We start from the raw sequence: 25,459 nt of genomic DNA on the forward strand, positions 1-25,459 counted from the left end.
AGCTTGACTTGATTTCATCAGGAGCACATTTGTGAATAACTGCATCCTCATGGCGGAGGTTATCCAAGATCCACAACTCCGCTATACCCCTGATACGCAAATTGCAATTGCCGAAATGATGGTTCAGTTTTCAGGGTTGCGAGACGAAGACCCTCCATCGACGGTGAAGGTGGTGGGTTGGGGTAACCTGGCTCAGGAAATTCAAGAGAAATATCACCAGGGCGATCGCGTCATCGTTGAAGGCCGATTGGGAATGATCACGTTTGATCGCCCCGAAGGCTTCAAAGAGAAACGAGCAGAACTCACAGCACAGAGAATTCATTTACTCGGCGCAGGTGCAGATGTGGGAATTGTTTCAAGTACGGCACCCGTTGCCACCAATCCCTCATCGAGTACCACCCCGGCAGCTACACCTGCTATGCCCAGGGCGGCAGCTCCAGGCCGTTCTGCGGCTCCGTCGCGCAGCACTACAGCCGAGCCAAAAACGCCAGCCTATCCTGCTGCCGATAACGATGTGCCGGATTACGATGACATTCCGTTCTAGGATGCGGTCAACACCATCTCTGTGTCGGGTGCCGTTAAGCGATAAAGCTGGCAAACCAGACGATCGATCGCCTGGTTTGCGGCTTGAATTTGCGATGTGATATAGCCAGCATTGCTCTGGTGCTGCAACTGGAAGTGGAGTAAGAGGAGGCGATCGACCCACACAATCACCGTTTCATACATCCGTCGTTCATCTGGATTGTCCAGGTCTATTTGAGGCATCGGAATTTGCCGCAGTTGGGGAGGGCCAACGCTCAAGTACCCCCCGTTGAGGCTATTTCCACCAAAGCTGCTGGTAAAAAACAGGTTAACCAATTGGCTGTTGAGTATGCCCACCAGGTAGCGAAGATCCAGGGAGACGTTCGGTTTAAAGCAAATGACTGACGTTGATTTGGCGGCTAATATATCGCCTTGTCTATCCAGGGCGCACTCCAGTGTTTTGGTCATGCCTGCCACCACAATCTTGGGCTGTCGCGCCTGATGGTAGCGTTTTCGGGGCAAGCACTGTGTTTGTTCGACTGGGACAACAGGCCGAATGTAAGTCATGCCTAAATATCGCAATGGTTTGGTGCCCCAGTGGAAGCAATAGCGATCGATCGTACCGCTATTCGCTAGCCGTAAATCTCCGGGTGCAATCACCGATTTATCTTGAATTAAGGCTTTTAACTCATAGGCTTCTGCGACCGTAGCCGCTCCAGTAATCTCGGCCAGGTCGGCCAGGGGAGGAAACGCCTGACGCAGTTTTAGGAACAACTTGGACTGGTTAGAACCAGCCGTCATTAACCACGGGGTTGCACCGTTGACGTGAGAACCGAATTGCAGGTGCCGTTGCTCGGCCACACAAAAGCTGTCTGCTTGTGCCTGCATGACCTCGTAGAGTACGTGAGATGTGGGCTGCGGTTTTGCCCGGTGGACAACGTAAACCAGCGGATAAACGGCAACCGAAAAGGTACAGGTGCGCGAGTAATCATGAATAGACAGGAGGCGATGTTCCTGGATTAGCAGCGATCGCGCGATCGCGGCATAGTCGGCGGCGGCCAGTTTGTTAGGCACAACAAAACTGTGGAACCCGTTTGTGCGGCACAGGGTCAACGCTTTCTCGATAAATACGCAAAACGCATCCCAATTGCCCACGGCGGTGCGGTAACGAGCGGCGCAATAGGTACGCCAGTCGGGCAGGTAGCGGCTCATTCGCTCCGAATCAATGTAGGGCGGGTTGCCAATTACCACTTCAAATCCACCCGTCTGGATAATGGCGGGAAATGCAATGTCCCAATCAAAGGCAGTAACGGCGGCAGGATCGATCTGGTGGGTGCGGCAATCGGAACTAATGAGCGCGTTGCCACACTGAATGTTTTGGCTTAAGTTGGGGCAAGCATAAGCCGATTGAGACACCTCCTCAAACAGCTTGAGCAGTAGAGCCATCCGGGTGATTTGGATGGCTTGGGGGTCAATGTCTATCCCATAGATGCAATGAAGCAGGATTCGTTCACGTTCTGCGATCGTCAGCCGCCATTGGTCTCGATGGTTGGTCAGCCGTCCAGCCCTGGCATGATCTTCTGGATCGGTTGTGATGTAGTGCTGTAAGTATCCATCCAACAGATATTGATAGGTTGCCAGCAAAAATGCACCGCCTCCGCAGGCAGGGTCTAACACTCGTAGCGGCTGGGTTGGTTGGGATGAAAAAAAGCGACCTACGGTGAGGCGCACCATGTGATGCACGATCGCCGCCGGGGTGTAATACGCGCCTCCGGTTTTTCGGGTGCTGCCTTGCTTGGGGTTCCTGGTAGAGAGAGTCTGCTCGTAGACCTGCCCCAACAGGTCGGCGGGCACCAGGTCGCCCTGGGCAAACCAGCGATCGCTGATTTGACGGGTTATTGCCCTTACGGTTTTACTGTCGATCGCCACTGCTTGCAGATGTGCCACTGTGGAAACCAGTCCCAACCGCTGGCTAACGGTTTGCCACAACTGCTGTAACTGGTCACAGGCATCCGTTGCGTGGTGCAGCGATCGCATTTCTCCTCCTGGCAACACTCCACGCTGTTCGCAGAGGTGAAGGCCAAGAATGCTGTGAATAACCTGCTGAGCGCTGTGATGCTGTTGGTCGGTGGATAGGTGGGGATAGTTTGCTGCAAGGTCGTTGGCGATCGTGCGTTGCCAGCGCTCGATCTGCCTGGGCAGATCTGCCTTCATTCCGGCACGGTTGTCTCAAGGGGCTGAATGCAATCTGGGTGGTCGTGTCTGGGACTGTTCATCACCGGGCTGACGGCATAGCTGGTCATGGCTGTGGCATCAAACGGACGGAGTAGCGGCTGCAACGGTTCGGATGTTCGCACAGATGGATCGAGCCAGCGATCGTAAGTCTGCGGCTCTAGAATAACGGGCATGCGATCGTGTACAGCACGCATCAACTCGTTTGCTTCCGTGGTCAAGATGGTGCAGGAGTCGATCGTATCGCCTTCAGAACTTTCCCAATGTTCCCACAACCCAGCAAACGCAAAGGGCTGTCCGTTCTCTAATCGATAATAAAAAGGTTGCTTGCCGCGCTTAAGCGTCTGCCACTCATAGAAACCATCGACCACAATTAAGCAACGCCGTTGTCGAAACGCATTGCGAAATGAAGGTTTCTCACCCACTGTTTCGGCACGGGCATTGATTAAACGGGCACCCATTTTGGTATCTTTAGCCCAAGACGGAATTAACCCCCAATAGAGCGGTTTAAACTGGCGCATAGAGCGGGTTGCATCAAACAGAATGGCTGGAACTGGCTGAGTGGGTGCAATATTGTAACGCGGAGGCATATCTGGCACCTCCTCTAGCTGAAACGCTTCAGCGATCGCGTCAGCAGATTGACTTAACGTAAATCGTCCACACATGGCAATCAAGACAGACTGGAGATCTTGATCTTAACGATGATGCGACCAATCGATCGCATCATCTGTTAGCTCTCCGGCAGCCAATCGTCTGCCAATACCCGTTCGATGTCATATGGACAGGCATTTGGAAGTACCGAAATTTCCATACTGATTTGCTTGGCCGCTTGACGACGTGCCCGTTGATAGCTCTCTTCAAGTTTCTCTACGGGATAACTCCTTAGGCTGGGGCTGTCTTCAAGAGCTAATTCAATTTGGGTACGCGCATCAGTAATGGAATCAAGCCAGCTATCTGAACGGCGTTGAGGCTGATACTGCCACTTAAGCAAATGCAATAAAAGACGGGTCAATTGACTGACAATCCCCCGCCGTTCACTTTTGCCCAAATCTTCGACCTCTTCAATCAAATTCGGCACATCAAGTTCATGCCAACGGCGCTCCCGTAACAGTTGGGCTGTTTGACTAACCCAGGAACTAAAATCTGTTAAATACTTCTCGCTCATGTTTAACCCCGTACCTAACAGCATTGAGTACGTGTTGACGAAGCTTCCTGGCATCTCAGGGATAACGATCGAACTCACGCTCACTCGAACCAGGAGATCTAACGGTGCGCTGAGCGGCGGCTAATAATTGTTCTTGTATGTCCTGGAGCCGCCTGCAAATCCGCTGTAACTGAACGTTTTGCGGCGGAAGAGTGGCTTAGGCAAGCCCAATCGTATCCATAGTAACTCTCAGTTGTTTCGTAATAGCACGGATGAACAATCCAACGTCTGAAGGACTACAAACTGGCTCTAGCAGACGAGCTGCTTTGACCTGGAGCAAGCAGAAGAAAGGACGTTCATCTATTCCAGGAGTTGTTCCCTCAGTTCGTGCTGTATCGGATGGAATGCTTACAGCAGTTCTCAATCGAGTCAGCCACAGTCTCGCCAAGATGGGTGTAGGGGGTAGTGAATGCAATGAAAATGGCTGTAGGTGCATCCAGCGACGTTTTGAGTCGATTGTTAAAATCACTGCCGCTTGTGGTGATCTTTCCTCGGCCTTGTGTCCAGAGCAATTGAATGTCTAATTCAGCTACTTCAGCAACGAGAGATATCCTGCCTGTTCGCCGTTCTTACTCGATCGCACGCTGTTTTCTAGTGGATAGATTGCGATCGCCGCTCGATTTCCTGACGCAGTGCATTGAGACTATCTTCCAGGCTGTTCTCAAACAGGCCATGAAACGCGCCTTGCAAAAATCCAGCATCGGCATCGGCTGCAACCGTCTGACTCACTAAAACTTGCGGTGCGTTTGGTTTGGACTGCTCAACGGGCTGAATCTGCCAGAACCCCTCTAATTTCTTGATGTGATCGCCTTCGACTAACCGAAAATCGATCTGTTCCGGCTGATTTTCGATGCTTTCGGTACAGATACGAGACTCCAGATTCATTAATAGAACGTTGCGAACATCTACTCGTTCAACAACTTTGCGATCGCCCTCTGTCTCCAACACGCGACTCGATGAAACGTTGGGCAAGAAATTGGCGAAGCTCTCGTAATCCGTCAGCACATCCCAGGCCGTCTCAACGCCTGCCGACACTAAAACTACGCCGACATAGCTGCCATTGCTTCCTGTAACGATAGCCTGCCCCTGCTGCAAGCGGTCTTGTTCTGCTGGCGATAAGGGTGGAGTTAGATCAGCAAGAACCTGAGTTGAAATCAGAGAAGCAGTCATAAACCGTACCTGGAACAGCAGTAATAGAAGCACTTGTGTTAAACACCATTAACGCTTCTATACGAATCTTAACAACTTAGACCAGTTGTGCTGTTCAGTTGGGTTAAAACCTGCCCTGAGGGATAGACCTAAATGCTTAAGACGAGCTGTAAGCCCTGTTCTGGTCGAGCATCGTCTGGGATTGGTTCTGGATCGGCCTGCACCGCCGGACAATAGCGAGAATAGGCGCAGCGGTTGCACTGGTTGCCGGGAAAAGGTTGCCAGCGGCGATCGCTCCGCAGTTCAACGGCCAGATCACTGATCATGCTTTCAACACAATGGCGATGATCGGGGGTGGCTTCAAAGCTAATCTTTTCGCCCGATCGCAAATAAAGCAAGCTCATACGCTTCAGGTTTCGCTGATACCGTTGCTCTAGCGCCAAATAGTACAAACCGATTTGCAAGTCGATTTCATCGGGTTCCATCAAATCGACTTCTTTAGCCGATTTGTAGTCAATCAGCTCCAGGCCATCATCCAGGTAGTCGAGGCGATCGTACCGTCCAGACAGCACAAACTCTAAGTTCTGAACCTGCAACGACCCTTGAATTCTGCCCTCTACCGCTAGCGGTCGCCGCATAGACGATTGGTTCACAATAAACGAGTCATAGTAGTGCCTTAAGATATTTCGCCCTTCGGTCACCTGGTTCGCGGTTAAGCCTGTAATCTGCTGGTTCCAGCAATACTCAATCCAATCCAGGCGAGGAACAGCATCCTTGTAGTGCCAGTCTTGATAAATCTGCGCCAACGCCTGATGCAGTGACAGCCCCAGCGCTGCGGAACCGAAAAATGCCGCCCCAGAAATACCGCGCTCGTAACGAAAATAATAGGCTCTAGGACAGCGGTAGTAAGATTGCAGCTTGGCTGCCGAAAGATGATAGGTCATAATCGTGCGATCGAGCAGGATGGAACCAGTCTCCTCAGGCTCAACACCACAGGTGTTGCGTCTCAATCTCATCATGGCACTATATCTAGGATTAGACCAGGATCTTTTGTACTGATCGCCCCTACATCTTGCGTCAGCGGCCTATGCTGAATCTAAAAAAGCTCCAACTCGAACCGCCCCCTAATCCCCCAATTTTGGCTTCGACGTGAGCGCTCAGCCGAACGGGGACTTCCGATCAATTCTGTTTCAAAGTCCCCCAAAATTGGGGGATTTAGGGGGCTAATTTAGAATGTTGAGCCATTCTCAGACACCCTCTACGTGGGGCTAACCTAGCCATTCAAACGGCTCTCTGTCGTTGCCAGGGGCATCAATGTTTGCCAGCCTGTTGTTTGGTAGCCAAAGTTAAACCGTTCAGGGTGCAGAATTTCGGCCAAAATTTCCAGCGAATCGACTAACCGTGGCCCCGGACGGTTGAAATATTGATTGCCATCGGTGATGTACACTCGCCCGGTTTTAACCGCCTTTAAGCTCGACCAACCTGGACGTTTAGCTAGCTGTAATGCATCGTCGCGGGTGCGATTCAAATCAAACCCGCAGGGCATAAACACAATCACATCCGGGTCGGCTTTTGCTAAATCATCCCACTGTAACCAGGGGGAATGTTTGCCAACGACTCCAAATATAGAGTGCCCACCGGCATGGTCTACTAATTCTGGAATCCAGTTCCCAGCCGCCATCAGGGGTTCAACCCATTCAATGCACGCCACGGTAGGCCGCTCGGCCTCTGGCAGGGGGGCTGTCTTTTGAATGCAAGCATCGACTCGCTGTTGCAGGGAGGCGATCGCCCCATCTACCGCTACCCCCAGCGCTTTACCAACCCGGTCGATATCCATCCACACATCTGCCAGCACTTGCGGCTGAAGAGAGATCACCTGAGGGTTGCCCTGAGTCAGGGTAGCAACGGCCTGTTCCACATCACCTAGGCTCACCGCACAAACCTCACACTGCGCTTGTGTCAGGATGTGAGTCGGCTGCAATTGTTCCAATACGTCCGTCTTGATGCGATAAACGCTCAACGCCGACTGCAATAACTCCGTGACGCGATCGTGGATCTCAAGACTGGTTCCGTCTGGGTTAAACTTTGGTTCTGTGCAGATTGGCAGAGCTTGCACGGTGGCGGGATAGTCGCATTCGTGCGATCGCCCTACCAGATAATCTGTCAAACCCAACGCAGCAACGATCTCGGTTGCACTGGGGATAAGCGAAACAATTTTGAGGAGTGGGTAGGTCATTGCTTCTTGCCTGTTGATGAGGATCTGCCTCAGCTCAATGTTGGCCGTACTGGTGACTGTACCACTGTCTCTATGGTCAAGACCTCATTCAACCAGCATAGACCGGGTTGATTTGCCCGAACCCTCTTTAGACCAACTGTGCTATTCACTAAAACCTGACCAACCGCGCATTCCAGAGAGAGCCTGGACTGTGCTTTTGAGTTCTAAAATGCTAGGCTGGGAAGCAGACCAGAGTGTGTCTACCGCTACAATCTTCTGGCTCTGGACAATCTTGGAAAAATCAGCATCGTCACTGACGACGTTACGAGCGTGCTATGACCGCAATCAGTTCTGGATGGCAACACCGCTTCATCGAAACCAACCGTATCCGCTTGCACTACGTTACTCAGGGAGAGGGCGATCTCGTCATTTTACTCCACGGCTTTGCTGAGTTTTGGTACTCCTGGCGGTACCAAATCCCTGCTCTAGCGCGTCACTTTAAAGTGGTGGTGCCCGACTTACGTGGTTACAACGACTCCGACAAACCCACAAGCGGCTACGACCTGGATACTCTCAGCACCGATATTCAAGGGTTGATTGAGAATTTAGGGTATCTGAAAGCGCACGTGGTGGGGCACGACTGGGGGGGGACGATCGCCTGGCATTTAGCTCACAAATTTCCAACCTCCCTTAATCGCCTTGCCATTCTCAATGCCCCGCACCCGCATCGGTTTTTACAGGAGCTGTTTGGTAATCTAGACCAGTTGCGGCGAAGCTGGTATTTGCTTGCTTTTCAAGTTCCCGGTTTACCAGAATGGATAATCCGACATAATCTCAGCAGTTTTGTCAGAACCTTGTTTCAAGAACAGGCCGTTCGCAAAGGTGCCTTCAGCAATCGAGATACGGAGATCTTTCAAGCGGCATTAGAGAAACCAGGAGTGATTCCAGCCGCGTTGAGCTATTATCGGCAGCTATCGACTCCACAACTGTGGTTGCGCTACTGGGGGCGGCAACCCAATCCAGTCCAATCACCCACTTTAGTCCTTTGGGGGGAGGAGGATGCGTTGCTTAGCCATAACCTGACCGAGGGCACCGAACAGTTCGTTGATGCGCCTTTTCAAATTAAGTTTGTGCCCCACTGCGGTCACTGGCTTCAGCAGGAAGCGCCTCAAACGATTAATCGCGAATTGCTGCATTTCTTGCGGCAAGCCTGAGCGCTTAAACGCCAGACTGCTTAGGGCTTGCCACTAAGCGAGCCTGCCCAAACGGGCAGAGATCGAAAACGGCACAGCGATCGCAAGCCGGATTGCTGTAATAGCAACATTTTTGCCCATGCAGCATCAACACTTCGTGGTTGTCGTACACCTGTTGAGCCGACCAATCTGGCGGCAGTTGAGCAGACAGCACCGCATGGGATGGCCCAACGGCAACCTTTGCCGGAATCAACCCCAATCGAACGGCAACCCGGTGATGATGGCTGTCCACTGGCAGGGCTGGACGACGCAGGCGGCTAAATAGCAGCACGGCTGCGCTGGTTTTGGGGCCAACTCCTGGCAACGCTTCCAGCCAGGCTCTTGCCTCTAAAACGGGCAAATCGGCCAGAAATTCCAGCGATAAGTCGCCATTGCGCCGTTCGGCCACCAGGCGCAGCACTTGCTGAAGGCGAGGCGCTTTTTGGTCGGGCCAGGTACAGGGTGCGATCGCTCTTTCTACCTCGACGGTGTCAGCATTAGCCACCTCAGCCCAATCTGGAAACCGCTGTTTTAGCTGCTTAAAGGCTCGACTTGAATCGGCGTTCTTTGTCCGGTGAGACAGCAACGACGAGATTAATTCACTCAGCGGGTCATGGTTATGAAAGTACGGAATCGGGCAACCGTAGACAGCGCAGAGGCGATCGTGAACCAATTGCGCTTTTTGCTTTAACTCTGGGGAAACAAACGGTAATGCAGTCATCTTCTCCTTGTACCGTAACCCGCTTCGTTTGCTTTCTAGCTCAAGTCGTAGTCGGCTAAGTGCAACGCAAAACTCATCAGACCATGACCATCCATTAAGTTAGAGCCACAATCATTGCCTAAACTCTGAGAATAGAAGTAGGTAGCTCGATCCGCTATCGCTTCGCTTCTTCCAGCGTCAGGAGTTGATTAACCGTGGTTCTACAAGTTTCTGAAAGTACCTATGAAGCCAAAACGCAGGCGATCGCCCGCCAACTGTTAGCTGCTTCACGGGAAAATCGATCCTTCTTTGCCCAAATGCGAGAGCAAATGCGTTGGGATGATAAGTTGCTAGCTGTGGCAATGGGTAATCCAGGGTTGCGAGTTCAGCTATTTCGGCTAATTGACTGCTTGCCGTCGCTTCGCAGCAAAGCAGAAATTGCCCGCCATATGCAGGAATATCTGGGCGATCCATCTGTGGAATTGCCGAGTGCCCTTAAAGGTCTTCTTAACTTCGCCAGTGCCGATTCGCTGCCCGGCCAGGTTGCAGCAACGACGTTCTCAACGGCCGTTGAAACGTTGGCGCACAAATACATTTCTGGCGAAACCATCAAGCAGGTGATCAAAACCATCGAGCAGCTCCGCAAAAACAAGATGGCGTTTACGGTAGACCTGCTGGGGGAAGCGGTTATCACAGAAGCGGAAGCCGAGTCGTATCTCAACCGTTATTTGGAACTCATGGAACAGTTGACCGAAGCCTCTCGCAAATGGTCAACCGTTGAGGCGATCGACCTGGCTGATGGCGAACCGCTGCCCCAGGTTCAGGTGTCTGTTAAGTTAACCGCGTTCTATTCGCAGTTTGACCCGCTCGATCCGGAAGGCAGTCGAGCCCGTGTGATCGATCGCATTCGTACCCTGTTACGCAAAGCCAATGAATTGGGGGCGGCGGTTCATTTCGATATGGAGCAGTATACCTACAAGGATCTGACCCTTGAGATTCTCAAACAACTGCTTTTAGAAGATGAATTCCGCACCCGTACCGATATTGGCATCACGCTACAAGCCTATCTAAGAGACAGCGTCCCAGACCTGAACGGGCTGATTGAGTGGGCAAAAGAGCGAGGGCATCCCGTCACGGTGCGCCTGGTGAAAGGAGCCTATTGGGATCAAGAAACGATTAAAGCGGTGCAAAAAGATTGGCAGCAACCTGTTTTTGACGAGAAATCCTCTACGGATGCTAACTTTGAGGCGCTAACGCGGATGCTGCTGGAAAATCACGAGCATCTCTATGCTGCGATCGGCAGCCATAATGTGCGCTCCCAGGCTCATGCGATCGCCATTGCCGAAACCCTCAACATTCCGCGTCGTCGCATCGAGCTACAGGTGCTTTACGGCATGGCCGATAAGTTAGCCAAATCGCTGGTCGATCAGGGCTATCGAGTGCGCGTTTACTGTCCCTATGGTGAACTGATTCCCGGCATGGCCTATCTGATTCGCCGATTGCTGGAAAATACCGCCAACACCTCATTTCTGCGGCAAAACCTGGAAGACCGCCCGGTTGAAGAACTGTTAGCCCCGCCAACGCTAGAAGAAGGCAACGGTCGGGTAGATCATGCTAATGGCAACGGCAAAGCTGCCACTTCCACATCCCCCTCTCCATTTCGCAATGCGGCTGACACCGATTATGCCGTTGTTGCAGAGCGCGATCGCGCCAAGTCTGCATTCCAATCGGTTCGTCAGCAGTTGGGCAAAACCTACCTGCCGCTGATTGATGGCGAATACCGCAACACGCTCAACACGGTTGATTCAGTCAATCCGTCTAATCCAAGTGAAGTGGTTGGGCAGATAGGGTTAATGAGCATCGAGCAGGCAGAACAGGCGATTCAAGCTGCAAAAGCCGCGTTTCCGGCCTGGCGAAACACTCCGGTTAAACAACGAGCCGATATTCTACGAAAAGCCGCCGACTTAATGGAGCAGCGTCGCGCTGAACTATCGGCCTGGATGGTATTAGAGACGGGCAAGCCGTTGAAGGAAGCCGACCCGGAAGTATCAGAGGCGATCGACTTCTGCCGCTACTATGCCGACGAAATGGAACGGCTCGATCGCGGTCATCACTACGATTTACCTGGTGAAACAAACCGCTATTTCTACCAACCCAGAGGCGTTTCGGTGATCATTTCGCCGTGGAATTTCCCGCTGGCCATTCCCACGGGTATGACGGTGGCTTCGCTGGTTACGGGCAACTGTACGCTGCTCAAACCCGCTGAAACGTCTTCGGTGATTGCCGCCAAACTTGCCGAAATTCTCGTCGATGCAGGTATTCCCAAAGGGGTGTTCCAGTTTGTTCCGGGTAAAGGCTCAACAGCAGGTGCCCATATGGTGAAGCATCCCGATGTTCACATGATTACCTTTACCGGATCGCAGGAAGTGGGGTGTCAAATCTATGCCGAGGCTGCCATTTTGCAACCGGGACAGCGACACCTTAAGCGGGTTATTGCCGAAATGGGTGGCAAAAATGCCATCATCGTGGATGAAAGCGCCGATCTAGATCAGGCGGTGCAAGGCGTGGTGCAATCTGCCTTTGGCTACAGCGGTCAAAAATGCTCGGCCTGCTCACGGGTGATTGTGCTAGAGCCAATCTACGAAACCTTTGTGAATCGCCTAGTTGAGGCGGCGCGATCGCTCAATATTGGGGAAGCGGAACAGTCCAGCACCCAAATGGGGCCAGTGATTGACCACGCGGCTCAAGCTCGAATTCGCGATTACATCGACAAAGGCAGGGCAGAAGCCACCGTGGCGCTGGAAATGCCCGCCCCCGAGCAGGGTTACTTTGTCGGCCCGGTCATCTTCACCGATGTTTCACCAGATGCCAAAATTGCCCAGGAGGAAATCTTTGGTCCCGTTTTGGCTGTAATGCAAGCCAACAACTTTGACGAGGCGTTGGCGATCGCCAACGGCACCCGCTATGCGCTCACAGGCGGGCTTTATTCTCGCACCCCGTCCCACATTGAACGGGCACAAATCGAGTCTGAAGTCGGGAACCTGTATATCAACCGGGGCACTACGGGGGCGATCGTCGCTCGCCAACCCTTCGGTGGCTTTAAGCTCTCTGGCGTTGGCTCCAAGGCAGGCGGCCCCGATTATCTGCTTCAGTTTTTGGAACCCAAAGCAGTTACCGAAAACATCCAGCGTCAAGGGTTTGCACCCATTGCAGGCATGGAGTGAAGCGATTGGTTTAACCCAGGCAGGACTGGTACAACGCTAGATTTACTCAATCAGGTTAACTATCCCACGGTAGTTAACCTGGCTTAAACGTTGGGTCAGGGCTGGCAATTCGTGGCACATTGGTGAGGTTGGAAACAGTTGAGGGAAAAGCCATGGACTGGATTATCCTCATTGCAGCGCTAGTTGTATCGTTCTTAGTCTTTACTTTGCTCATTCGAGTGGTGAAGGCCACTATTGGCACAGCGATCGCGATCGCTGCCATCGTTCTCGTCTTACAGCTCGTATTTGGTATCGGCCCTGGCGACCTTTGGGAGCAAATTAGAGCGCTTTGGGAGAACGTCCGCCAATCTCTACCGTTTGGGCTGTAACGCCATCAACCTCGAACCGTTGGTGGTTGGGTTATACGTTGCCCAACTGCATTAGTGTGACTTCCCACACCAAACGAGGCTGAACATACTGCAACAGATAGCGGCGAGCTTGCTCCAGGCTGTTCAAATGAGCGGGTTGGCCTTGCTCTTGCCAGTAGTGTTGCTGCAAATAATCAATCAACCAGAGTTGTGCTTCGGTATCCAGCTCCTTGGCAATGGTTCTGGCTAAATCTAACGCTCCTCGCAGGGAGGTCGGAAGCTGACGCACCAGATTGAGCAAGTCCTGCGAAATGGCTTGCAGTTGCTGCCAGTGGGCGATCGCTTCTCCAGGGCTACCCTGCGCCAGTGCCAGCACCTCAGGATGCTGCAAAATTTCGGCATACTCCGTTTGGGCTAAAACCTGGGCGATCGCCTCTGCACTTAAGCGATAAAACGGAATGCGTTGACAGCGAGACACCAGCGTAGGCAAAAGCGACTCAACGCCCGGAGCAATCAAAATCAGCGTTGCCTGTCCCGGTTCTTCTAAGGTTTTTAGCAGAGCATTCGCGGCAGCATCGGGCATGGTTTCGGCCTGTTCAATAACCACAACCGATCGCGCGGCTTCCAGCGGTGGGCGACCCAAAAAACGAGTGATTTCTCGAATCTGGTCTAGGCGAATAATGGGAGAACCTTTGCGTTTCAGCCCGGCCTCAGCCGCTTCAGCCGCCGTTAGCCGTTTGCCCTGGTGTAAATAGGTCGGTTCTACCCAAAACAAATCGGGATGGTTGTGCTGCCGGATGCGTTGTTGTAACCCTTTGAGCGGCGTTGAAGCGGGATTGTCAAACAGCAGCTCTATCAGTCCGTACGCGGCAAGACTCCGGCCAACACCCTCTGGCCCAGCAAACAGATAGGCCGGAGCCAAACGGTTTTGCACTACGGCTCGTGTCAACAGTTCGATCGCCTGCGTTTGCCCTACGAGGTCAGCGAAAGGGGGGGATACCACCGAGTTAACCATTGCTCCAAAATAGACTGAATTTGCTGTGAAACCTCCGCTTCGCTCAGGCTAGCATCCACTCGAACAATTCGGTGCGGATGCGCTCTGGCTAACTCGGTAAAGCCATGCTGTACCCGCTGATGAAACGATAAATCGATCGCCTCCATTCGATCGGCTGCACCTCGGCGTTTGGTTCGGTTTAATCCAACTGCTACGTCTAAATCTAACCAAATGGTGAGATCGCTTTCTAATCCATTCGTGGCCACTTGATTTAATTGATCAATCAAATCAAGATTTAATCGTCGTCCGTATCCCTGATAAGCCACGGTGGAGTCGGTGTAGCGATCGCACAAAATTAAGCCACCGCTGGCAAGCTGTGGTTTCAGCAATTCCTCCACATGCTGGGCGCGATCGGCAGCAAAAAGCAGCAGCTCGGCGCGATCGTGCAGCGGCGACTGCACCGTTGGGTTAAGCAACCACTGCCGCACGGTCTGGCCTAATGCCGTTCCTCCCGGCTCACGAGTGACAACAAGCTGGTTGACCACTTCGTTCGCTTGTAGCGCGGCAAACAGCGGGCTGTGGAGCAGCCAGGTATACGAGCGCTGAATTTGGGTCGTTTTGCCACAGCCCTCAACCCCTTCAAATACAATCAGCTTTCCCTGCATGTGATAGCGTTCTGGCTCCAACTTGGCCTAAGGTATGGGAACAAACTTCTGCACAAATCTGACAAAAAATATAAACTCAAAATTAATTACTGTTTTGATCCACCTGGTTAGAAGGCTAATATACTGAGAAAAACGAATTCAATCGAGTTCAACAAAAATCCTACAGTTTTGTGCTCCATCGAGCGCAGGGAATTCAGTTTTAGTTACAACCAAGTCTTGACTGTGGCTTAAAATTCAGGTTGGGTATGATTAGACGGTTTTAAATGTTGCACGTTCGGTGTTGCCTATGGCCCGCTACACAAGCTTGTTTACAGTTGCAGTTTCGCTAGACCGCTTTCGGCAGGCTTTGACAGATATTCTGCGGTCTTGTGACTTTGATGTGATTTACGACACGGAAGATTACTTGGTGGCTCGTGAAGTTCCAGGTAATGTTTCGTTTGCCAAGTTGGTAACGGTTGAAGTCCTGATCGATCGCTATCCCACGACCGACAAAGAAGTTCGCATGAATTTTGTTGTCAAAAACGAGGAGTTGCCGTTACACAACAACAACCACTGTCGGCGAATGTTTAATTTAGTCAACCGGGCTGTAACAGAAAACCGCCAATGGCAGTTAATCGAAAGTGTAGCTAGCTAGCAGCATCCTTGGCGATTAGGCAACCGTCTCTACTTAGCTTTGCTGTCATCGGGTTGTGAACGCGTACGTAGAAACAATAGTGACAGGAGCTTAGATCTGGAGTTATCTTCGTGTAGATCAACCTTGCAGTTGCTGCATGGCGTTCAAGATTTCCAGAGATATGAGCGAAGCCTGTGAAGAGCCTCAGCCGGTGAAAGCGGTTGATCTCTGGTTTTGCGTTCCGGAGTTCCCAGCAACTGATGCATGTTTGCCATCTGCAACTCTCAATCTGGCAAAAGGCAATGTTTGCGTTGCAAGGGACACAGGTGTGAACAATGAGAGACCTTGACCAGCGCATCAAGGCAGCTCAAGCGCAATTGGATGACGTTTCACGCTCTATCGGCAACTCAATTACTTCTGAACCGGAGCCATTGGCGATCGCGCTTACAGATTTAATTACTGCTCTGACTGAGTTGCAAGCGATCAAGACAGAGCTGCATCAAAAGGATAAGGCACTAGAGCTATCTCACCAGGCGATTGCACAGGGACAGCAGCAGCTTGAGCAAATTCATTTACTCAATGCCTCTGTTCGTCAGATGCGGCAGGCGGTTCGCCCTCAAGCGGTGCTGGATTACGCTGCAATGGCTATCCAGAAGCTATTACAGCTTGATCGAGTCGTTGTTTATCACCTGATAGCCGACGGAACGGGGGTTGTTGTTGCCGAGGCCGTTCAGCCTGCCTGGGACTCTATGGTTGGTAGCACGAGCAGCATTGCCCTGTTTCAAGACTCGTTTTGGCTCCATGGGCACGATCGCGTTCAAGCGGTTGATTCCCTATCGCTCGTCGAATCGTTGCCAGAAATGGCTACTCTGCTGCGGCAACAGCAGGTGCAATCAAGCTTAATATCTCCCCTGTTCCTGGAACATGATTTGTGGGGAGTGGTCTGTGGGCAGCAGTGTTCGCAATCGCGTCATTGGCAACCGTTCGAACTGGAGCTATTGCAGCAGTTTGTGCAGGAAGTGGCGATCGCCCTGCAAAATGCAGAGCGATATGAAACGGCGCAGCAAGTCAATGTGGATTTAGAACAGCAAGTTCACCAGCGTACTGTCCTGGTGCAACGGGCGCTTGATTTTGAGTCAATGCTGAAGCGCATTACCGACAAAGTGCGCGATTCGCTAGACGAAAACCAAATTCTCCAGGCGGCTGTGCAAGAGCTGGCTCTGGTGCTGGAACTCAGCGGCTGCAATGCGGCCTTATATGATTTGAAACAGGGAATATCGGTGGTTCGCTATGAGTATGCCCATTCTGTTCCCGCTTACTGTGGGCGAGTGGCACATATGGATCGGTTCCCCCGCATTTATTCTCAGCTTCAGCAGGGGCTTTCTTTTCAGTTTTGCTCTTTGATCCCTAATCCTGAGCGAGGTCGGGTTGCCTTGCTGGCCTGCCCCATTTTTGTCGATGCTCATTCTTCCCAGGGGATTAAACCGGGGGTGTTGGGTGACCTATGGCTGATTCATAACCCCGAGCACATCTTTTCCGAGTTTGAAATTCGCCTGGTGCAACAAGTGGCTAATCAGTGTGCGATCGCCATCCGACAAGCACAACTGTATCAAGCGGCTCAAGTGCAAGTGCAGGAATTAGCCAAGCTCAATCGGCTCAAGGACGAATTTCTCAGCACTGTTTCCCACGAATTAAGAACGCCAATCACCAATGTGAAAATGGCCATTCAGATGCTGAAGGTGGCGTCGGATGCAGAGAAGCAGCAAAAATATTTAGCAATTCTGGAACGAGAATCGACCCGAGAGGCCGAACTAATTAACGATCTGCTCGATTTGCAGCGGTTAGAAGCGGCATCTTTTCCAGTGGCCTTAGAATCAATTCAGCTTGCCAATTTACTTTCTAACCTGGTTGAGCCATTTCAATCGAGAATTGCTACTCAACAACAAACCCTGCGGCTAATGTGCCCCGACAACCTGCCACCCGTCGTTTCAGATTTTACGATCCTGCGCCGCATTCTAACTGAGTTGCTCAACAACGCCTGTAAATATACCGATCGGGGTGGTCAAATTCAGTTAGAAGCGCAGTTTGAAGCGTCATCTCAAGAGTTTGGGGCTTCTCCTGCCCATATTGTCACTGTGCGGAATCAAGCTGAAATTTCGGCAGCCGAACTACCCAAAATTTTCGAAAAGTTCTATCGTTGTTCCCATGCTGATCCGTGGAGTCACGGCGGCACCGGACTGGGCTTGGCTCTCGTTCAACGGCTTGTTGATCAGGTGGATGGCATCATCCGAGTAGAAAGCCTCGACGGCTGGACAACGTTCACGGTTGCACTTCCCAAGCAACGCCTACCCTAGCTGAACGGCTGTAGCCATTCAGCTTAGAGGTTATCAGACAGACCTGTTCTCTGGTTTCTGTGGTGCATGAGAAGCGAAGGCCGCAACCTATCCAGGTTGACCTCAAACGATGGCTTCTTGCTAAACGTAGTGACGATCGCTCGTGAACCTGGCAAAGTAAATCACAAAATTCTTCTTACTAACTGGACCCATGTCATCGCCCTTTATCCGTTTTTTTCAGCATCTCAATCTGAGAACGGTGAAAACAACGATTAAACATGCTGGACAACAACGGCTACCGGGTCTGGCCTCGGAGATGGCTTACAACACCATGTTGGCTCTGTTCCCAGCGGTGCTAGCTGTTTTGACCGCGATCGGGCTATTTGAGCCGCTCAAGACGACCTTTGAGAACCTGGCGAGGCAGGTGAGTGAAGTTGCCCCAGAGGAAGTGCTGACTCTCATTCAAGATTTTGCTGACGACATCAGCACCAGCCGCAATAGCGGGCTATTTTCCATCAGTTTTGCGATCGCCTTGTGGGCCTCCTCCGGAGCGCTGAGTGCAGCCATGACGGCACTAGATCAAATCCACCAGATTCCGCCTGGCAGAACTCGGCCTTTTTGGAAAGCCAAAATCATCTCCCTGATCCTGACGATTGGCTCTATTGTGCTGCTGATGCTGGCTTCAATGCTGGTGTTCGTCAGCGACCTGATTGTTAAACATGTGGCGCAGCAAAGCGGCAGTCTGGAAACGGGTGTTCTCACTTTCTGGCGACTGCTAACCTGGCCGCTGGCTCTGGGAATTGTTTCGGTGGCCTTTGCGTTTATCTATCGGTTTGGCCCTAGCCGTTGGAGTGCTGGTAAACCGTTGATGCCAGGTGCTATCTTAGCCGCCATCTCGTGGGCCGTTATTTCCAGCCTGTTTCGCCTCTATGTTTCTCATTTTGGCAACTACAACCGAGCCTATGGTGCCGTTGGTGCTGTGATCGTTCTGTTGTTATGGCTTTATCTCAGTTCACTGATCATGCTAATTGGCGATCAGCTAAATGTGACCGTTGGCGCAGCCATGCGAGAAGGGATGGACCCTGCTCTACCGTCCCAAAAAATTAGGTTGTCGCAGCGAATACCAGCGCTAGTTAAGCGACGTTGGCAACGACGAAAACAGCGGAAAAAAGCTGAGGAAACCGACCAACCATAATTAATTCAGCCGTTGAACAGGCGGATGGCACACTGTTATCGTCGGGTTCCTAAAATGCCCATAACCACGCCAGAGCCGATGGTGAGCAACAGCAACAGCCAAATAATTAGCCCTGGGATGAACGTGAGGATGCCCAGCCCCCTGAGAACCCAGGTGACAATCGTAACGGTCAAAATAGCTGAAAAAATAGCCGTCTCAGGCTTAATCGATCGTTTCATGGACATAGTTCATTAACCTGCGATCGCCTTATCGACTGCGAACTCCCGCCAGGATGCCGGAACCAACCGCCAGCAACACCAGTGCCCAAATAGCAGCTCTAGGGATGTTGGTGAGTACACCAAATGCTTGCAGTAATAACACAATGGCCAAAATTACCAGCAGAATGCCGGAAATGTATAGAAAAATGGTGATGCCAAGGTTAGGGGATCGATTCACGAACTCTACTCCTCTCAGAGAATCGCAGCCACCATTGTGACACGGGATGTGAGTGTATACGCCTGATTCATCGATCAAAAATAGGGGATTCGAGGCTGTTTGAACCGAACTCAACGGTTCCTGTAAGCGTGCAGCATTTGGCAGATAGCCTTTGAAACAGACCCAGACGGATTGGCTGAATGGTACGCCCCTAAAGGTGTAGGGCTACAAATTAGATGTTATAAAACATTCTCTGAAGCTGCTGAAGTAGGTGCTGCATCTCACTTCCTGATGGCAAAAGGGTGCGAATTAGCCCTGTTCTTGTACCTGAAATGAGCCATCACTCACGCAAAATTGTCTGAATCTTTACCTCTAGAGCCTGTTTTGCAATGGACTTTAATCTTAGTTACGGGTAGAACAAAGTCATGGCAATTCCATCACCTATGATAAGCAGCAGCTTTTCAGACGATGCGATCGCGATTAGTCTAATGGTTGCCCATTCTCAAGTCTTTTTCAGTGTGTGATGAGTGAACAAGAGGTTCGACACCATGACAGCATTCATAACTGCAAACCAGGTTCATCTAACCAATATTGGCTTCCCAACCATTCCGAATCAAGATGCGCTGTTAAACGGCGAAATTTTAATCCAAACTCAATCTCATTCGGCCTGGGGTGGAGCCGTTACTGCTCAAATGTACCTGCCGCTGAGCCGATCGCGCGTTTGGCAGCAGATTACAGACTATCCCCGTTGGGTTCATTACTTTCCTGACTTAACCCACAGCGAAGTGTTGTGTCATGGCAAGGTCAAACGCCTCTATCAAACCGCAAAAAAGGCGTTTTTAATGTTCACCGCTCAGGTTGAAATTTATCTACAGGTGTTTGAGGTGGTGCATCAGGCGGCTCAACACGTTAAATTTCAGATGGAGAAAGGCAGCTTTGCAGACTTTTCAGCCGATTTGTGTTTGCAAGATTGCGGCACAGGCACCCTGCTAACCTATACGGTCAAGGCCACTCCCACCATTCCAGTTCCCAGCATCCTGATTCAAGAAGCGATGCGGCTTGACTTACCCGCAAACATGCGTAAGATGCGGCAAACCATCTGCGGTTAGGCGATACGCTCCAGCATCGGCTTCTGTAGCACTACCAGCCCACGTACCAGCCCACGATCAGCATTTTGGCAGGTCTGGCGGTCTTCCATTACGCTATAGAAGCTGTTCTGTTCAACGACGCTGTGGCTTTTGTTCTAACGAATGATGATGGAATTGATGCACCTGGGCTTCAGGCTCTGTGGCGTGCTGTTGGTCAACATGGGGTCATTGTTGCACCTCAACAGCACCATTCTGGATGCAGTCATCAGGTTTCCACCGGAGCGCCGATTCACGTTCATAAGCGCAGCGATACTGAGTTTGCGATCGCCGGAACACCTGCTGACTGTACCCGCATTGCGTTGAGCCATTTGCACCCAACCGCAGAATGGGTTCTGTCTGGCATTAACGCTGGCGGTAATTTAGGCGCAGATGTTTACATCTCTGGTACGGTGGCCGCTGTGCGTGAGGCTGCATTTCATCGCGTTCCCGGTATCGCCATCTCTCACTACATTCATCGTGGGCGGGCGATCGACTGGCAACGAGCTAGCCATTTAGCAGCTCAAGTTATTACAAAACTGCTGCAAACGCCGCTGGAACCGACGTATTTTTGGAACGTCAATTTACCGCATTTAGAACCGGGCGCGGCTGATCCCGATATGGTCTTCTGCGATCGATGCACCCAACCCTTACCCGTTGACTATGTGATCGAAGGGGATTATTTGCGCTATGTGGGCGAGTACAGTAAGCGTGCCCGCGATCCCGGCTCAGATGTTGACGTTTGCTTTTCGGGTCATATTGCCGTTACGCAACTCCAGCTTTGAATGATAGTAAGCTGTGCGGTTATGCCAATTCGATAGAATACTCCTCAATGCTTCGATTGCAGCAAGCAACCGGCAGATTTGTGTGACGACGTTGCAGAGGAGGGACATCAGTATGCGAATTTTAATCATGGGGGGCACGCGGTTCATTGGGGTATACCTGACCCAATACCTGGTTGCACAAGGGCATGAGGTGGTGCTGTTTAACCGGGGCAATAAGCCTGTGCCCGTGGCTGGTGTGCAGCAAATTCATGGCGATCGCACCAATCCTACCCAGTTGAAAGACGCTCTTTCGGGAGAATCCTTTGATGCCATCTTTGACAATAATGGGCGCGAACTGAGCGACACGCAGCCGCTGGCTGACCTGTTCAGCGATCGCCTTCAGCATTTTGTTTACGTTAGTTCTGCGGGGGTGTATCGGCAGTCCAATCAAATGCCTCACCGGGAAGGCGACCCGGTTGATCCCAAAAGCCGCCACCGGGGCAAGTTCGAGACAGAATCCTATCTGGCAGATCGGGGAATGCCTTTTACCTCAATTCGCCCGGTTTATATTTACGGCCCGCAAAACTATAACGATTTGGAAGCCTGGTTCTTTGACCGGATTGTGCGCGATCGCCCGATTCCGATTCCGGGGAACGGGATGCACATGACCCAGCTAGGGCACGTAAATGACCTGGCAAGCGCAATGGCAAGCGTGTTGGGAAATAGCGCAGCCGTCGGGCAAATTTACAACATTTCGGGCGATCGATACGTCACCTTTGATGGATTGGCCTATGCCTGTGCCGAAGCCGCCGGAAAATCGCCCGATACGATTCAACTGGTTCACTACGATCCCAGGCGGTTTGACTTTGGCAAACGCAAGCCTTTCCCCTTGAGGGTGCAACACTTTTTCGCGGATATCCACAAAGCCACTACAGACCTGCACTGGTCGCCAGCGTTCGATCTGGTTGCTGGGTTAAGGGATTCCTTCAAAACGGATTACCTTGCTTCGGAACGGGGCAACGCAGAGATAGATTTTTCGATAGATGATGAAATTCTGAAGCAGTCATCACGAACAGAGGAAACGGTTCCAGCCTGATAACCGCATCCAGAGAACATGGCAGCAGCAAAGTAGACGTGAACTAAGCTGCTTTGCTGCTGAAGAATTGGGGTTGAACTGGGGCTGAATTGGGGCTGAATTGCTGCCGCTATTAAAAAGATGAATGCAGAAATTGAGCCATGCGATCGACAGCGGTTTCTAAAATAGCTGGCTCATGCACTAACGCCAGACGGATGTATCCTTCGCCAGACTTGCCAAAACCCGCTCCGGGCGCAGCCGCGACCCCCGTTTGTTCAACTAGTTCAACGCAAAAGCGAATAGAATCGGCTGACCAGGGTTCGGGAAGTTTAGCCCAAATGTACATTGTGGCCTCAGGCGTGGGCACCTGCCAGCCAATGCGGTGTAGCGCGTTGATGAAGGTATCTCGCCGCTGACGGAACGTTTCAACGCCTGCTTGAACGCCCTCCTGTGGCCCCGTGAGGGCGGCGATCGCCCCATTTAAAATGCCGCGATACTGGTTGAAGTCTACATTCGCTTTAATCTGCCGCAGGGCACGAATCAACTCTGGATTGCCGATCGCATATCCAACCCGGAAACCGCCCATGTTATAGGACTTCGACATCGTGAAGAATTCGATCGACACCTGCTTGTCGGGGTCGGCCTGTAGCACCGAAGGGGGAGCCACCCCATCAAATACCAGGTCGGCATAGGGGAAGTCGTGAACCAGCACAAGCTGATGCTGCCGACAAAAGGCAACGGCCTGTTCAAAGAATGACAAAGGGGCGATCGCCGTAGTTGGATTGTGCGGGTAGCTCAGCACCATCATCCGCGACTGAGCCAGCACCGGGGTGGGAATATCCTCGAACACGGGCAGAAAGCCGTTCTCAGCCAGCATGGGCATGGGGTAAATTTGCCCACCTGCCAAATAAACGCCGCCAGCATGGGAGGGATAGCCCGGATCTTGCAGCAGGGCAAAATCGCCGGGATTGAGAACCGCAAGCGGCAAATGGGCTGTGCCCTCTTGCGAGCCAATCAGGGGCAGCACCTCGGTTTCTGGATCAACTGGAATGCCAAATTTTTGGGTGTACCACTGAGCAGCAGCCTGCCGAAAGGCGCGGGTGCCGTGAAACAGAAGATAACCATGCGTGCTGGGGTCAGACAGGGATTGCGCGATCGCCTCCAAAACGTGAGTTGGGGTTGGCAGATCGGACGATCCAAGTGACAAATCGATCAAATCTTGTCCTGCCGCGATCGCTCTTGCCTTCGCCTGATCCATATCAGCGAAAACGTTAGATTGTAGCGGCTGCATTCGGTTCGCGAGTTGCATTTTTCTGGCTCCCAGCAAGCGTACTGATCAACTAGACCGCCGGAGAGAGATGGGAGTTTAAGAAGTTCTCGACTTTCTGCTTACTAATCGCTCCCTCGATTTCCTCCAACTTCTCACCATCCTTAAACAAAAGCAACGCTGGTACACCCTGTACCTGATACTTTGCCACGGTTTCTGGATTGGGGTCTATTTCCATTTTGACCACTTTGAGGCGATCGCCATAGGTTTGCAAAGCCCAATCCATCGTAGGAGACATGAGGCGACAAGGCCCACACCAGGGTGCCCAAAAGTAAACCAAAACGGGCTGTGCAGTGTTAAGAACTTGTGATTCAAATTCGCTATCGGTGATGGAAAGAACGCTGCTCATGACAAGTAAAAGTAATTTAAGGATTGAACACAAATTGACACTACTTTCTAGGTTACCTGTCTGTTAGCCTCTATTGCGATCCGAATAGAGGGCTGTAGGGTGAAGTGAACTCGGTTGGCAGGAGGACGCTAATGCTGCTAGCGACATTTGACCACCATGAAATGAGGCTGGGTCAACTCATGACAACCCAGCCTGCGGAGAGACCTATATGAGACCTGTATAAGACCTGTGTAGCCAGAACCGTTGGCGATCGGCTATAGCTGATCTAGCTCCGCTTTCAGGCTCTCAAGCTCGTCGTCGATCGCGGCATCTTTCGGTGCAGCAGGGCTGGCTGCGTTGGCAGCAGGAAGCTGACCCTGCGACGGAGCCGCACCGCCTAACTGCATTTGCGCTTTGAGAGCCGCTAAATCGTCATCGACATCGCTTCCCGATTCCAGCATGGCGAACTGACTTTCTAAATCAGCACCGGCCAGCTCGGCGGCCGCTTGAGAGCGTGCCTCCATTTGCATCACTTTTTCTTCCATCCGCTCAAAGGCGGCCATTGAGCCAGTGGTACCCAATCCACCAACCGTGCGCTGCAACTGCTCGTTAGCCTTGGCTGCGCTGGCTCTGGCTTTGAGCATATCCTTCTTCGTTTTCGCTTCTGAAATTTTGCCTTCCAGGGCAATCAAATTGCGCTTCATTGCATCCACTGTGGCCGACTGCTGATCCAGTTGAGCCTTCAGCGTGGTGGCGGTTTCAGTTTGAACTTTTCTGCGGTTCAAGGCTTCCCGTGCCAGGTTTTCGTCGCCTTTTTGTAGCGCTAGCTGTGCCCGTTGATGCCAGTTATTTGCTTCAGACTGAGCCTGATTGGCTTGCTGCTGAATTCGCTTCTGGCTGGCGATCGCACTCGCAACCGCCTGGCGAAGCTGTATCAAGTCTTCCTGCATGTCAATGATGGCTTGATCCAGAATCTTCTCTGGATTTTCAGCAGAACTGACGGCAGCGTTGAGATTAGCCCGGACTACTCGGCTAACACGGTCAAACAATCCCATGACTCTACTTTCCTTTCAGAGGTTACGAGGTGAGTGGCGGTAATCTATGCGCTATAAAATGCCATTCTGGCTTAATGCGCTAAAAATAAATTGGCTCCTGTCAACAGTCTTAACATACGTCTGGCAACCGCTTCCAGGAATAAGAAATTAAAGTTTGGTAAGCGGCCATTTGCGGTAGCTGTTGGTTAAGACCGTTGATGATGAACCGGTTATGAAAATGGGTGCAACGTTTGATGTAACAGGAACCTACCGATACTCGCTTTGGCGAAGTTGGGAGACTGTCGCACCGCAAGTTGCCTTTGTGATGCTTAATCCCAGTACAGCAGATGCACGTACTGACGATGCCACCATTCGCCGCTGTATTCGTTTTGCCCAAACATGGGGATATGGTTCCCTCGAAGTTGTAAATTTGTTCGCGTTAGTGGCGACCCATCCAACGCAATTACAAATGAGAGTTGACCCGGTTGGCGCAGAGAACGACCAATATTTACTGGCAGCAGGGCAACGTGCCACCACTATTATCCTAGCTTGGGGAAATTGGGGGAAACTCTATCAGCGGGATCAAGCCGTTTTGCAACTGCTGGCTCCGTATGCCAATCTCTACTGCTTAGGAATGAATCAAACCGGACAGCCGCGCCATCCGCTGTATGTTAAAGCTAAGTCTGCTTTGGTGCGGTTTGGTTGATCCTTTCCCCATCAAATGCTACCCGGCGGGGATTGGGGTGCTGATTCAAAAACCACGCTTTA

25 protein-coding genes are annotated in these 25,459 nt (G+C 51.7%); 11 read left to right on the plus strand and 14 right to left on the minus strand.

The genetic code is table 11. The annotated features are described in order from the left end of the window. Positions 1-31: 31 nt before the first annotated feature. Positions 32-544: a single-stranded DNA-binding protein gene (locus IQ268_RS03435; protein ID WP_193875588.1), complete on the plus strand. Its 513-nt coding sequence runs from the start codon at positions 32-34 to the stop codon at positions 542-544. Here the strand turns inward: IQ268_RS03435 and IQ268_RS03440 are convergent. The 6 genes from IQ268_RS03440 to IQ268_RS03465 all read right to left on the minus strand — a co-directional run bounded on the left by IQ268_RS03440 (position 541) and on the right by IQ268_RS03465 (position 7,343). Further along, positions 541-2,736, minus strand: a complete 2,196-nt coding sequence (locus IQ268_RS03440) for an N-6 DNA methylase (RefSeq protein WP_193875590.1) — start codon at positions 2,734-2,736, stop codon at positions 541-543. The genes IQ268_RS03435 and IQ268_RS03440 overlap by 4 nt on opposite strands. Then, positions 2,733-3,419, minus strand: coding sequence for an SOS response-associated peptidase (locus IQ268_RS03445; RefSeq protein ID WP_193875592.1), 687 nt, complete (start codon positions 3,417-3,419; stop codon positions 2,733-2,735). The genes IQ268_RS03440 and IQ268_RS03445 overlap by 4 nt, the downstream gene beginning before the upstream one ends. Before the next feature lie 65 nt (positions 3,420-3,484). Next, positions 3,485-3,919 carry a DUF29 domain-containing protein gene (locus tag IQ268_RS03450; protein ID WP_193875851.1) on the minus strand — a complete coding sequence of 145 codons (435 nt, stop codon included), beginning with the start codon at positions 3,917-3,919 and terminating at the stop codon, positions 3,485-3,487. Positions 3,920-4,549: 630 nt separating this feature from the next. Then, positions 4,550-5,128 carry an SRPBCC family protein gene (locus tag IQ268_RS03455; protein ID WP_193875594.1) on the minus strand — a complete coding sequence of 193 codons (579 nt, stop codon included), beginning with the start codon at positions 5,126-5,128 and terminating at the stop codon, positions 4,550-4,552. Between the two features lie 128 nt (positions 5,129-5,256). After that, a complete protein-coding gene (locus IQ268_RS03460) occupies positions 5,257-6,126 on the minus strand; it encodes a PD-(D/E)XK nuclease family protein (protein ID WP_339383480.1) in 870 nt (289 codons plus the stop codon). A 254-nt stretch (positions 6,127-6,380) separates the two neighbouring features. Then, positions 6,381-7,343, minus strand: coding sequence for a cobalamin-binding protein (locus IQ268_RS03465; protein ID WP_193875596.1), 963 nt, complete (start codon positions 7,341-7,343; stop codon positions 6,381-6,383). Positions 7,344-7,657: 314 nt separating this feature from the next. Here IQ268_RS03465 and IQ268_RS03470 point away from each other — a divergent pair, with 314 nt between their 5' ends. Then, entirely contained in the window at positions 7,658-8,536 is an 879-nt protein-coding gene (locus tag IQ268_RS03470; RefSeq protein ID WP_193875598.1) for an alpha/beta fold hydrolase, read from the plus strand. A gap of 4 nt (positions 8,537-8,540) precedes the next feature. On the opposite strand, the gene nth is transcribed toward IQ268_RS03470, so the two are convergent. Further along, entirely contained in the window at positions 8,541-9,275 is a 735-nt protein-coding gene (nth, locus tag IQ268_RS03475) for an endonuclease III (RefSeq protein WP_193875600.1), read from the minus strand. 194 nt (positions 9,276-9,469) lie between these two features. Between nth and pruA the strand changes: the two genes are divergently transcribed. Continuing rightward, positions 9,470-12,478, plus strand: coding sequence for an L-glutamate gamma-semialdehyde dehydrogenase (pruA, locus tag IQ268_RS03480; RefSeq protein WP_193875601.1), 3,009 nt, complete (start codon positions 9,470-9,472; stop codon positions 12,476-12,478). Between the two features lie 152 nt (positions 12,479-12,630). Then, complete coding sequence (locus IQ268_RS03485; protein ID WP_193875602.1) at positions 12,631-12,846, plus strand: hypothetical protein; 216 nt, start codon at positions 12,631-12,633, stop codon at positions 12,844-12,846. A gap of 31 nt (positions 12,847-12,877) precedes the next feature. Here IQ268_RS03485 and IQ268_RS03490 read toward each other — a convergent pair whose 3' ends face one another. Next, positions 12,878-13,840 (minus strand): DNA polymerase III subunit delta', encoded by a 963-nt coding sequence (locus IQ268_RS03490; protein WP_228035055.1) that lies wholly within the window; start codon positions 13,838-13,840, stop codon positions 12,878-12,880. Then, entirely contained in the window at positions 13,798-14,484 is a 687-nt protein-coding gene (tmk, locus tag IQ268_RS03495) for a dTMP kinase (RefSeq protein ID WP_193875603.1), read from the minus strand. The genes IQ268_RS03490 and tmk overlap by 43 nt, the downstream gene beginning before the upstream one ends. A 286-nt stretch (positions 14,485-14,770) precedes the next feature. On the opposite strand from tmk, the gene IQ268_RS03500 reads away from it, so the two are divergent. The 3 genes from IQ268_RS03500 to IQ268_RS03510 all read left to right on the plus strand — a co-directional run bounded on the left by IQ268_RS03500 (position 14,771) and on the right by IQ268_RS03510 (position 18,625). Continuing rightward, a complete protein-coding gene (locus IQ268_RS03500; RefSeq protein WP_193875604.1) occupies positions 14,771-15,118 on the plus strand; it encodes a hypothetical protein in 348 nt (115 codons plus the stop codon). A gap of 314 nt (positions 15,119-15,432) precedes the next feature. Beyond that, positions 15,433-17,451 (plus strand): GAF domain-containing protein, encoded by a 2,019-nt coding sequence (locus tag IQ268_RS03505; protein WP_193875605.1) that lies wholly within the window; start codon positions 15,433-15,435, stop codon positions 17,449-17,451. Positions 17,452-17,641: 190 nt separating this feature from the next. Beyond that, on the plus strand, positions 17,642-18,625 hold the full coding sequence (locus tag IQ268_RS03510) for a YihY/virulence factor BrkB family protein (protein WP_193875606.1): 984 nt from the start codon (positions 17,642-17,644) through the stop codon (positions 18,623-18,625). 35 nt (positions 18,626-18,660) lie between these two features. Here the strand turns inward: IQ268_RS03510 and IQ268_RS03515 are convergent, their stop codons facing one another. Both IQ268_RS03515 and IQ268_RS03520 read right to left on the minus strand, forming a co-directional pair. Beyond that, the gene (locus tag IQ268_RS03515) at positions 18,661-18,843 is read right to left on the minus strand and encodes a hypothetical protein (RefSeq protein WP_228035056.1); all 183 of its coding nucleotides are present in this window, start codon (positions 18,841-18,843) and stop codon (positions 18,661-18,663) included. 28 nt (positions 18,844-18,871) lie between these two features. Then, the gene (locus tag IQ268_RS03520) at positions 18,872-19,060 is read right to left on the minus strand and encodes a hypothetical protein (protein WP_193875608.1); all 189 of its coding nucleotides are present in this window, start codon (positions 19,058-19,060) and stop codon (positions 18,872-18,874) included. Positions 19,061-19,587: 527 nt separating this feature from the next. Here IQ268_RS03520 and IQ268_RS03525 point away from each other — a divergent pair. The 3 genes from IQ268_RS03525 to IQ268_RS03535 all read left to right on the plus strand — a co-directional run bounded on the left by IQ268_RS03525 (position 19,588) and on the right by IQ268_RS03535 (position 22,023). Then, complete coding sequence (locus IQ268_RS03525) at positions 19,588-20,148, plus strand: SRPBCC family protein (protein ID WP_193875609.1); 561 nt, start codon at positions 19,588-19,590, stop codon at positions 20,146-20,148. Between the two features lie 122 nt (positions 20,149-20,270). Further along, positions 20,271-20,948 carry a 5'/3'-nucleotidase SurE gene (gene surE / locus IQ268_RS03530; RefSeq protein ID WP_193875610.1) on the plus strand — a complete coding sequence of 226 codons (678 nt, stop codon included), beginning with the start codon at positions 20,271-20,273 and terminating at the stop codon, positions 20,946-20,948. Positions 20,949-21,060: 112 nt separating this feature from the next. After that, positions 21,061-22,023, plus strand: a complete 963-nt coding sequence (locus tag IQ268_RS03535) for an NAD-dependent epimerase/dehydratase family protein (protein WP_193875611.1) — start codon at positions 21,061-21,063, stop codon at positions 22,021-22,023. 112 nt (positions 22,024-22,135) lie between these two features. Here the strand turns inward: IQ268_RS03535 and IQ268_RS03540 are convergent, their stop codons facing one another. The 3 genes from IQ268_RS03540 to IQ268_RS03550 form a co-directional block, all read right to left on the minus strand. Then, positions 22,136-23,311: an LL-diaminopimelate aminotransferase gene (locus IQ268_RS03540; protein WP_193875612.1), complete on the minus strand. Its 1,176-nt coding sequence runs from the start codon at positions 23,309-23,311 to the stop codon at positions 22,136-22,138. A 31-nt stretch (positions 23,312-23,342) separates the two neighbouring features. After that, positions 23,343-23,678: a thioredoxin gene (gene trxA / locus IQ268_RS03545; RefSeq protein WP_193875614.1), complete on the minus strand. Its 336-nt coding sequence runs from the start codon at positions 23,676-23,678 to the stop codon at positions 23,343-23,345. A gap of 254 nt (positions 23,679-23,932) precedes the next feature. Continuing rightward, complete coding sequence (locus IQ268_RS03550) at positions 23,933-24,712, minus strand: PspA/IM30 family protein (protein ID WP_193875616.1); 780 nt, start codon at positions 24,710-24,712, stop codon at positions 23,933-23,935. A gap of 211 nt (positions 24,713-24,923) precedes the next feature. Here IQ268_RS03550 and IQ268_RS03555 point away from each other — a divergent pair, with 211 nt between their 5' ends. After that, complete coding sequence (locus IQ268_RS03555; protein ID WP_193875618.1) at positions 24,924-25,397, plus strand: DUF1643 domain-containing protein; 474 nt, start codon at positions 24,924-24,926, stop codon at positions 25,395-25,397. The last annotated feature ends 62 nt before the right edge of the window (positions 25,398-25,459 follow it).

It is taken from the genome of Oculatella sp. LEGE 06141, assembly GCF_015207605.1.
GTDB lineage: Bacteria > Cyanobacteriota > Cyanobacteriia > Elainellales > Elainellaceae > Oculatella.

What these genes read in the sequence shown, in the direction of transcription:
- IQ268_RS03440 (WP_193875590.1), bottom strand. Translation starts at nt 2,736, where the DNA reads ATGAAGGCAGATCTGCCCAGGCAGATCGAGCGCTGGCAACGCACGATC.
- IQ268_RS03445 (WP_193875592.1), bottom strand. Translation starts at nt 3,419, where the DNA reads ATGTGTGGACGATTTACGTTAAGTCAATCTGCTGACGCGATCGCTGAA.
- IQ268_RS03450 (WP_193875851.1), bottom strand. Translation starts at nt 3,919, where the DNA reads ATGAGCGAGAAGTATTTAACAGATTTTAGTTCCTGGGTTAGTCAAACA.
- IQ268_RS03455 (WP_193875594.1), bottom strand. Translation starts at nt 5,128, where the DNA reads ATGACTGCTTCTCTGATTTCAACTCAGGTTCTTGCTGATCTAACTCCA.
- IQ268_RS03460 (WP_339383480.1), bottom strand. Translation starts at nt 6,126, where the DNA reads ATGATGAGATTGAGACGCAACACCTGTGGTGTTGAGCCTGAGGAGACT.
- IQ268_RS03465 (WP_193875596.1), bottom strand. Translation starts at nt 7,343, where the DNA reads ATGACCTACCCACTCCTCAAAATTGTTTCGCTTATCCCCAGTGCAACC.
- IQ268_RS03470 (WP_193875598.1), top strand. Translation starts at nt 7,658, where the DNA reads ATGACCGCAATCAGTTCTGGATGGCAACACCGCTTCATCGAAACCAAC.
- nth (WP_193875600.1), bottom strand. Translation starts at nt 9,275, where the DNA reads ATGACTGCATTACCGTTTGTTTCCCCAGAGTTAAAGCAAAAAGCGCAA.
- IQ268_RS03485 (WP_193875602.1), top strand. Translation starts at nt 12,631, where the DNA reads ATGGACTGGATTATCCTCATTGCAGCGCTAGTTGTATCGTTCTTAGTC.
- IQ268_RS03490 (WP_228035055.1), bottom strand. Translation starts at nt 13,840, where the DNA reads ATGGTTAACTCGGTGGTATCCCCCCCTTTCGCTGACCTCGTAGGGCAA.
- tmk (WP_193875603.1), bottom strand. Translation starts at nt 14,484, where the DNA reads ATGCAGGGAAAGCTGATTGTATTTGAAGGGGTTGAGGGCTGTGGCAAA.
- IQ268_RS03500 (WP_193875604.1), top strand. Translation starts at nt 14,771, where the DNA reads ATGGCCCGCTACACAAGCTTGTTTACAGTTGCAGTTTCGCTAGACCGC.
- IQ268_RS03505 (WP_193875605.1), top strand. Translation starts at nt 15,433, where the DNA reads ATGAGAGACCTTGACCAGCGCATCAAGGCAGCTCAAGCGCAATTGGAT.
- IQ268_RS03510 (WP_193875606.1), top strand. Translation starts at nt 17,642, where the DNA reads ATGTCATCGCCCTTTATCCGTTTTTTTCAGCATCTCAATCTGAGAACG.
- IQ268_RS03515 (WP_228035056.1), bottom strand. Translation starts at nt 18,843, where the DNA reads ATGAAACGATCGATTAAGCCTGAGACGGCTATTTTTTCAGCTATTTTG.
- IQ268_RS03525 (WP_193875609.1), top strand. Translation starts at nt 19,588, where the DNA reads ATGACAGCATTCATAACTGCAAACCAGGTTCATCTAACCAATATTGGC.
- IQ268_RS03535 (WP_193875611.1), top strand. Translation starts at nt 21,061, where the DNA reads ATGCGAATTTTAATCATGGGGGGCACGCGGTTCATTGGGGTATACCTG.
- IQ268_RS03540 (WP_193875612.1), bottom strand. Translation starts at nt 23,311, where the DNA reads ATGCAACTCGCGAACCGAATGCAGCCGCTACAATCTAACGTTTTCGCT.
- trxA (WP_193875614.1), bottom strand. Translation starts at nt 23,678, where the DNA reads ATGAGCAGCGTTCTTTCCATCACCGATAGCGAATTTGAATCACAAGTT.
- IQ268_RS03550 (WP_193875616.1), bottom strand. Translation starts at nt 24,712, where the DNA reads ATGGGATTGTTTGACCGTGTTAGCCGAGTAGTCCGGGCTAATCTCAAC.
- IQ268_RS03555 (WP_193875618.1), top strand. Translation starts at nt 24,924, where the DNA reads ATGAAAATGGGTGCAACGTTTGATGTAACAGGAACCTACCGATACTCG.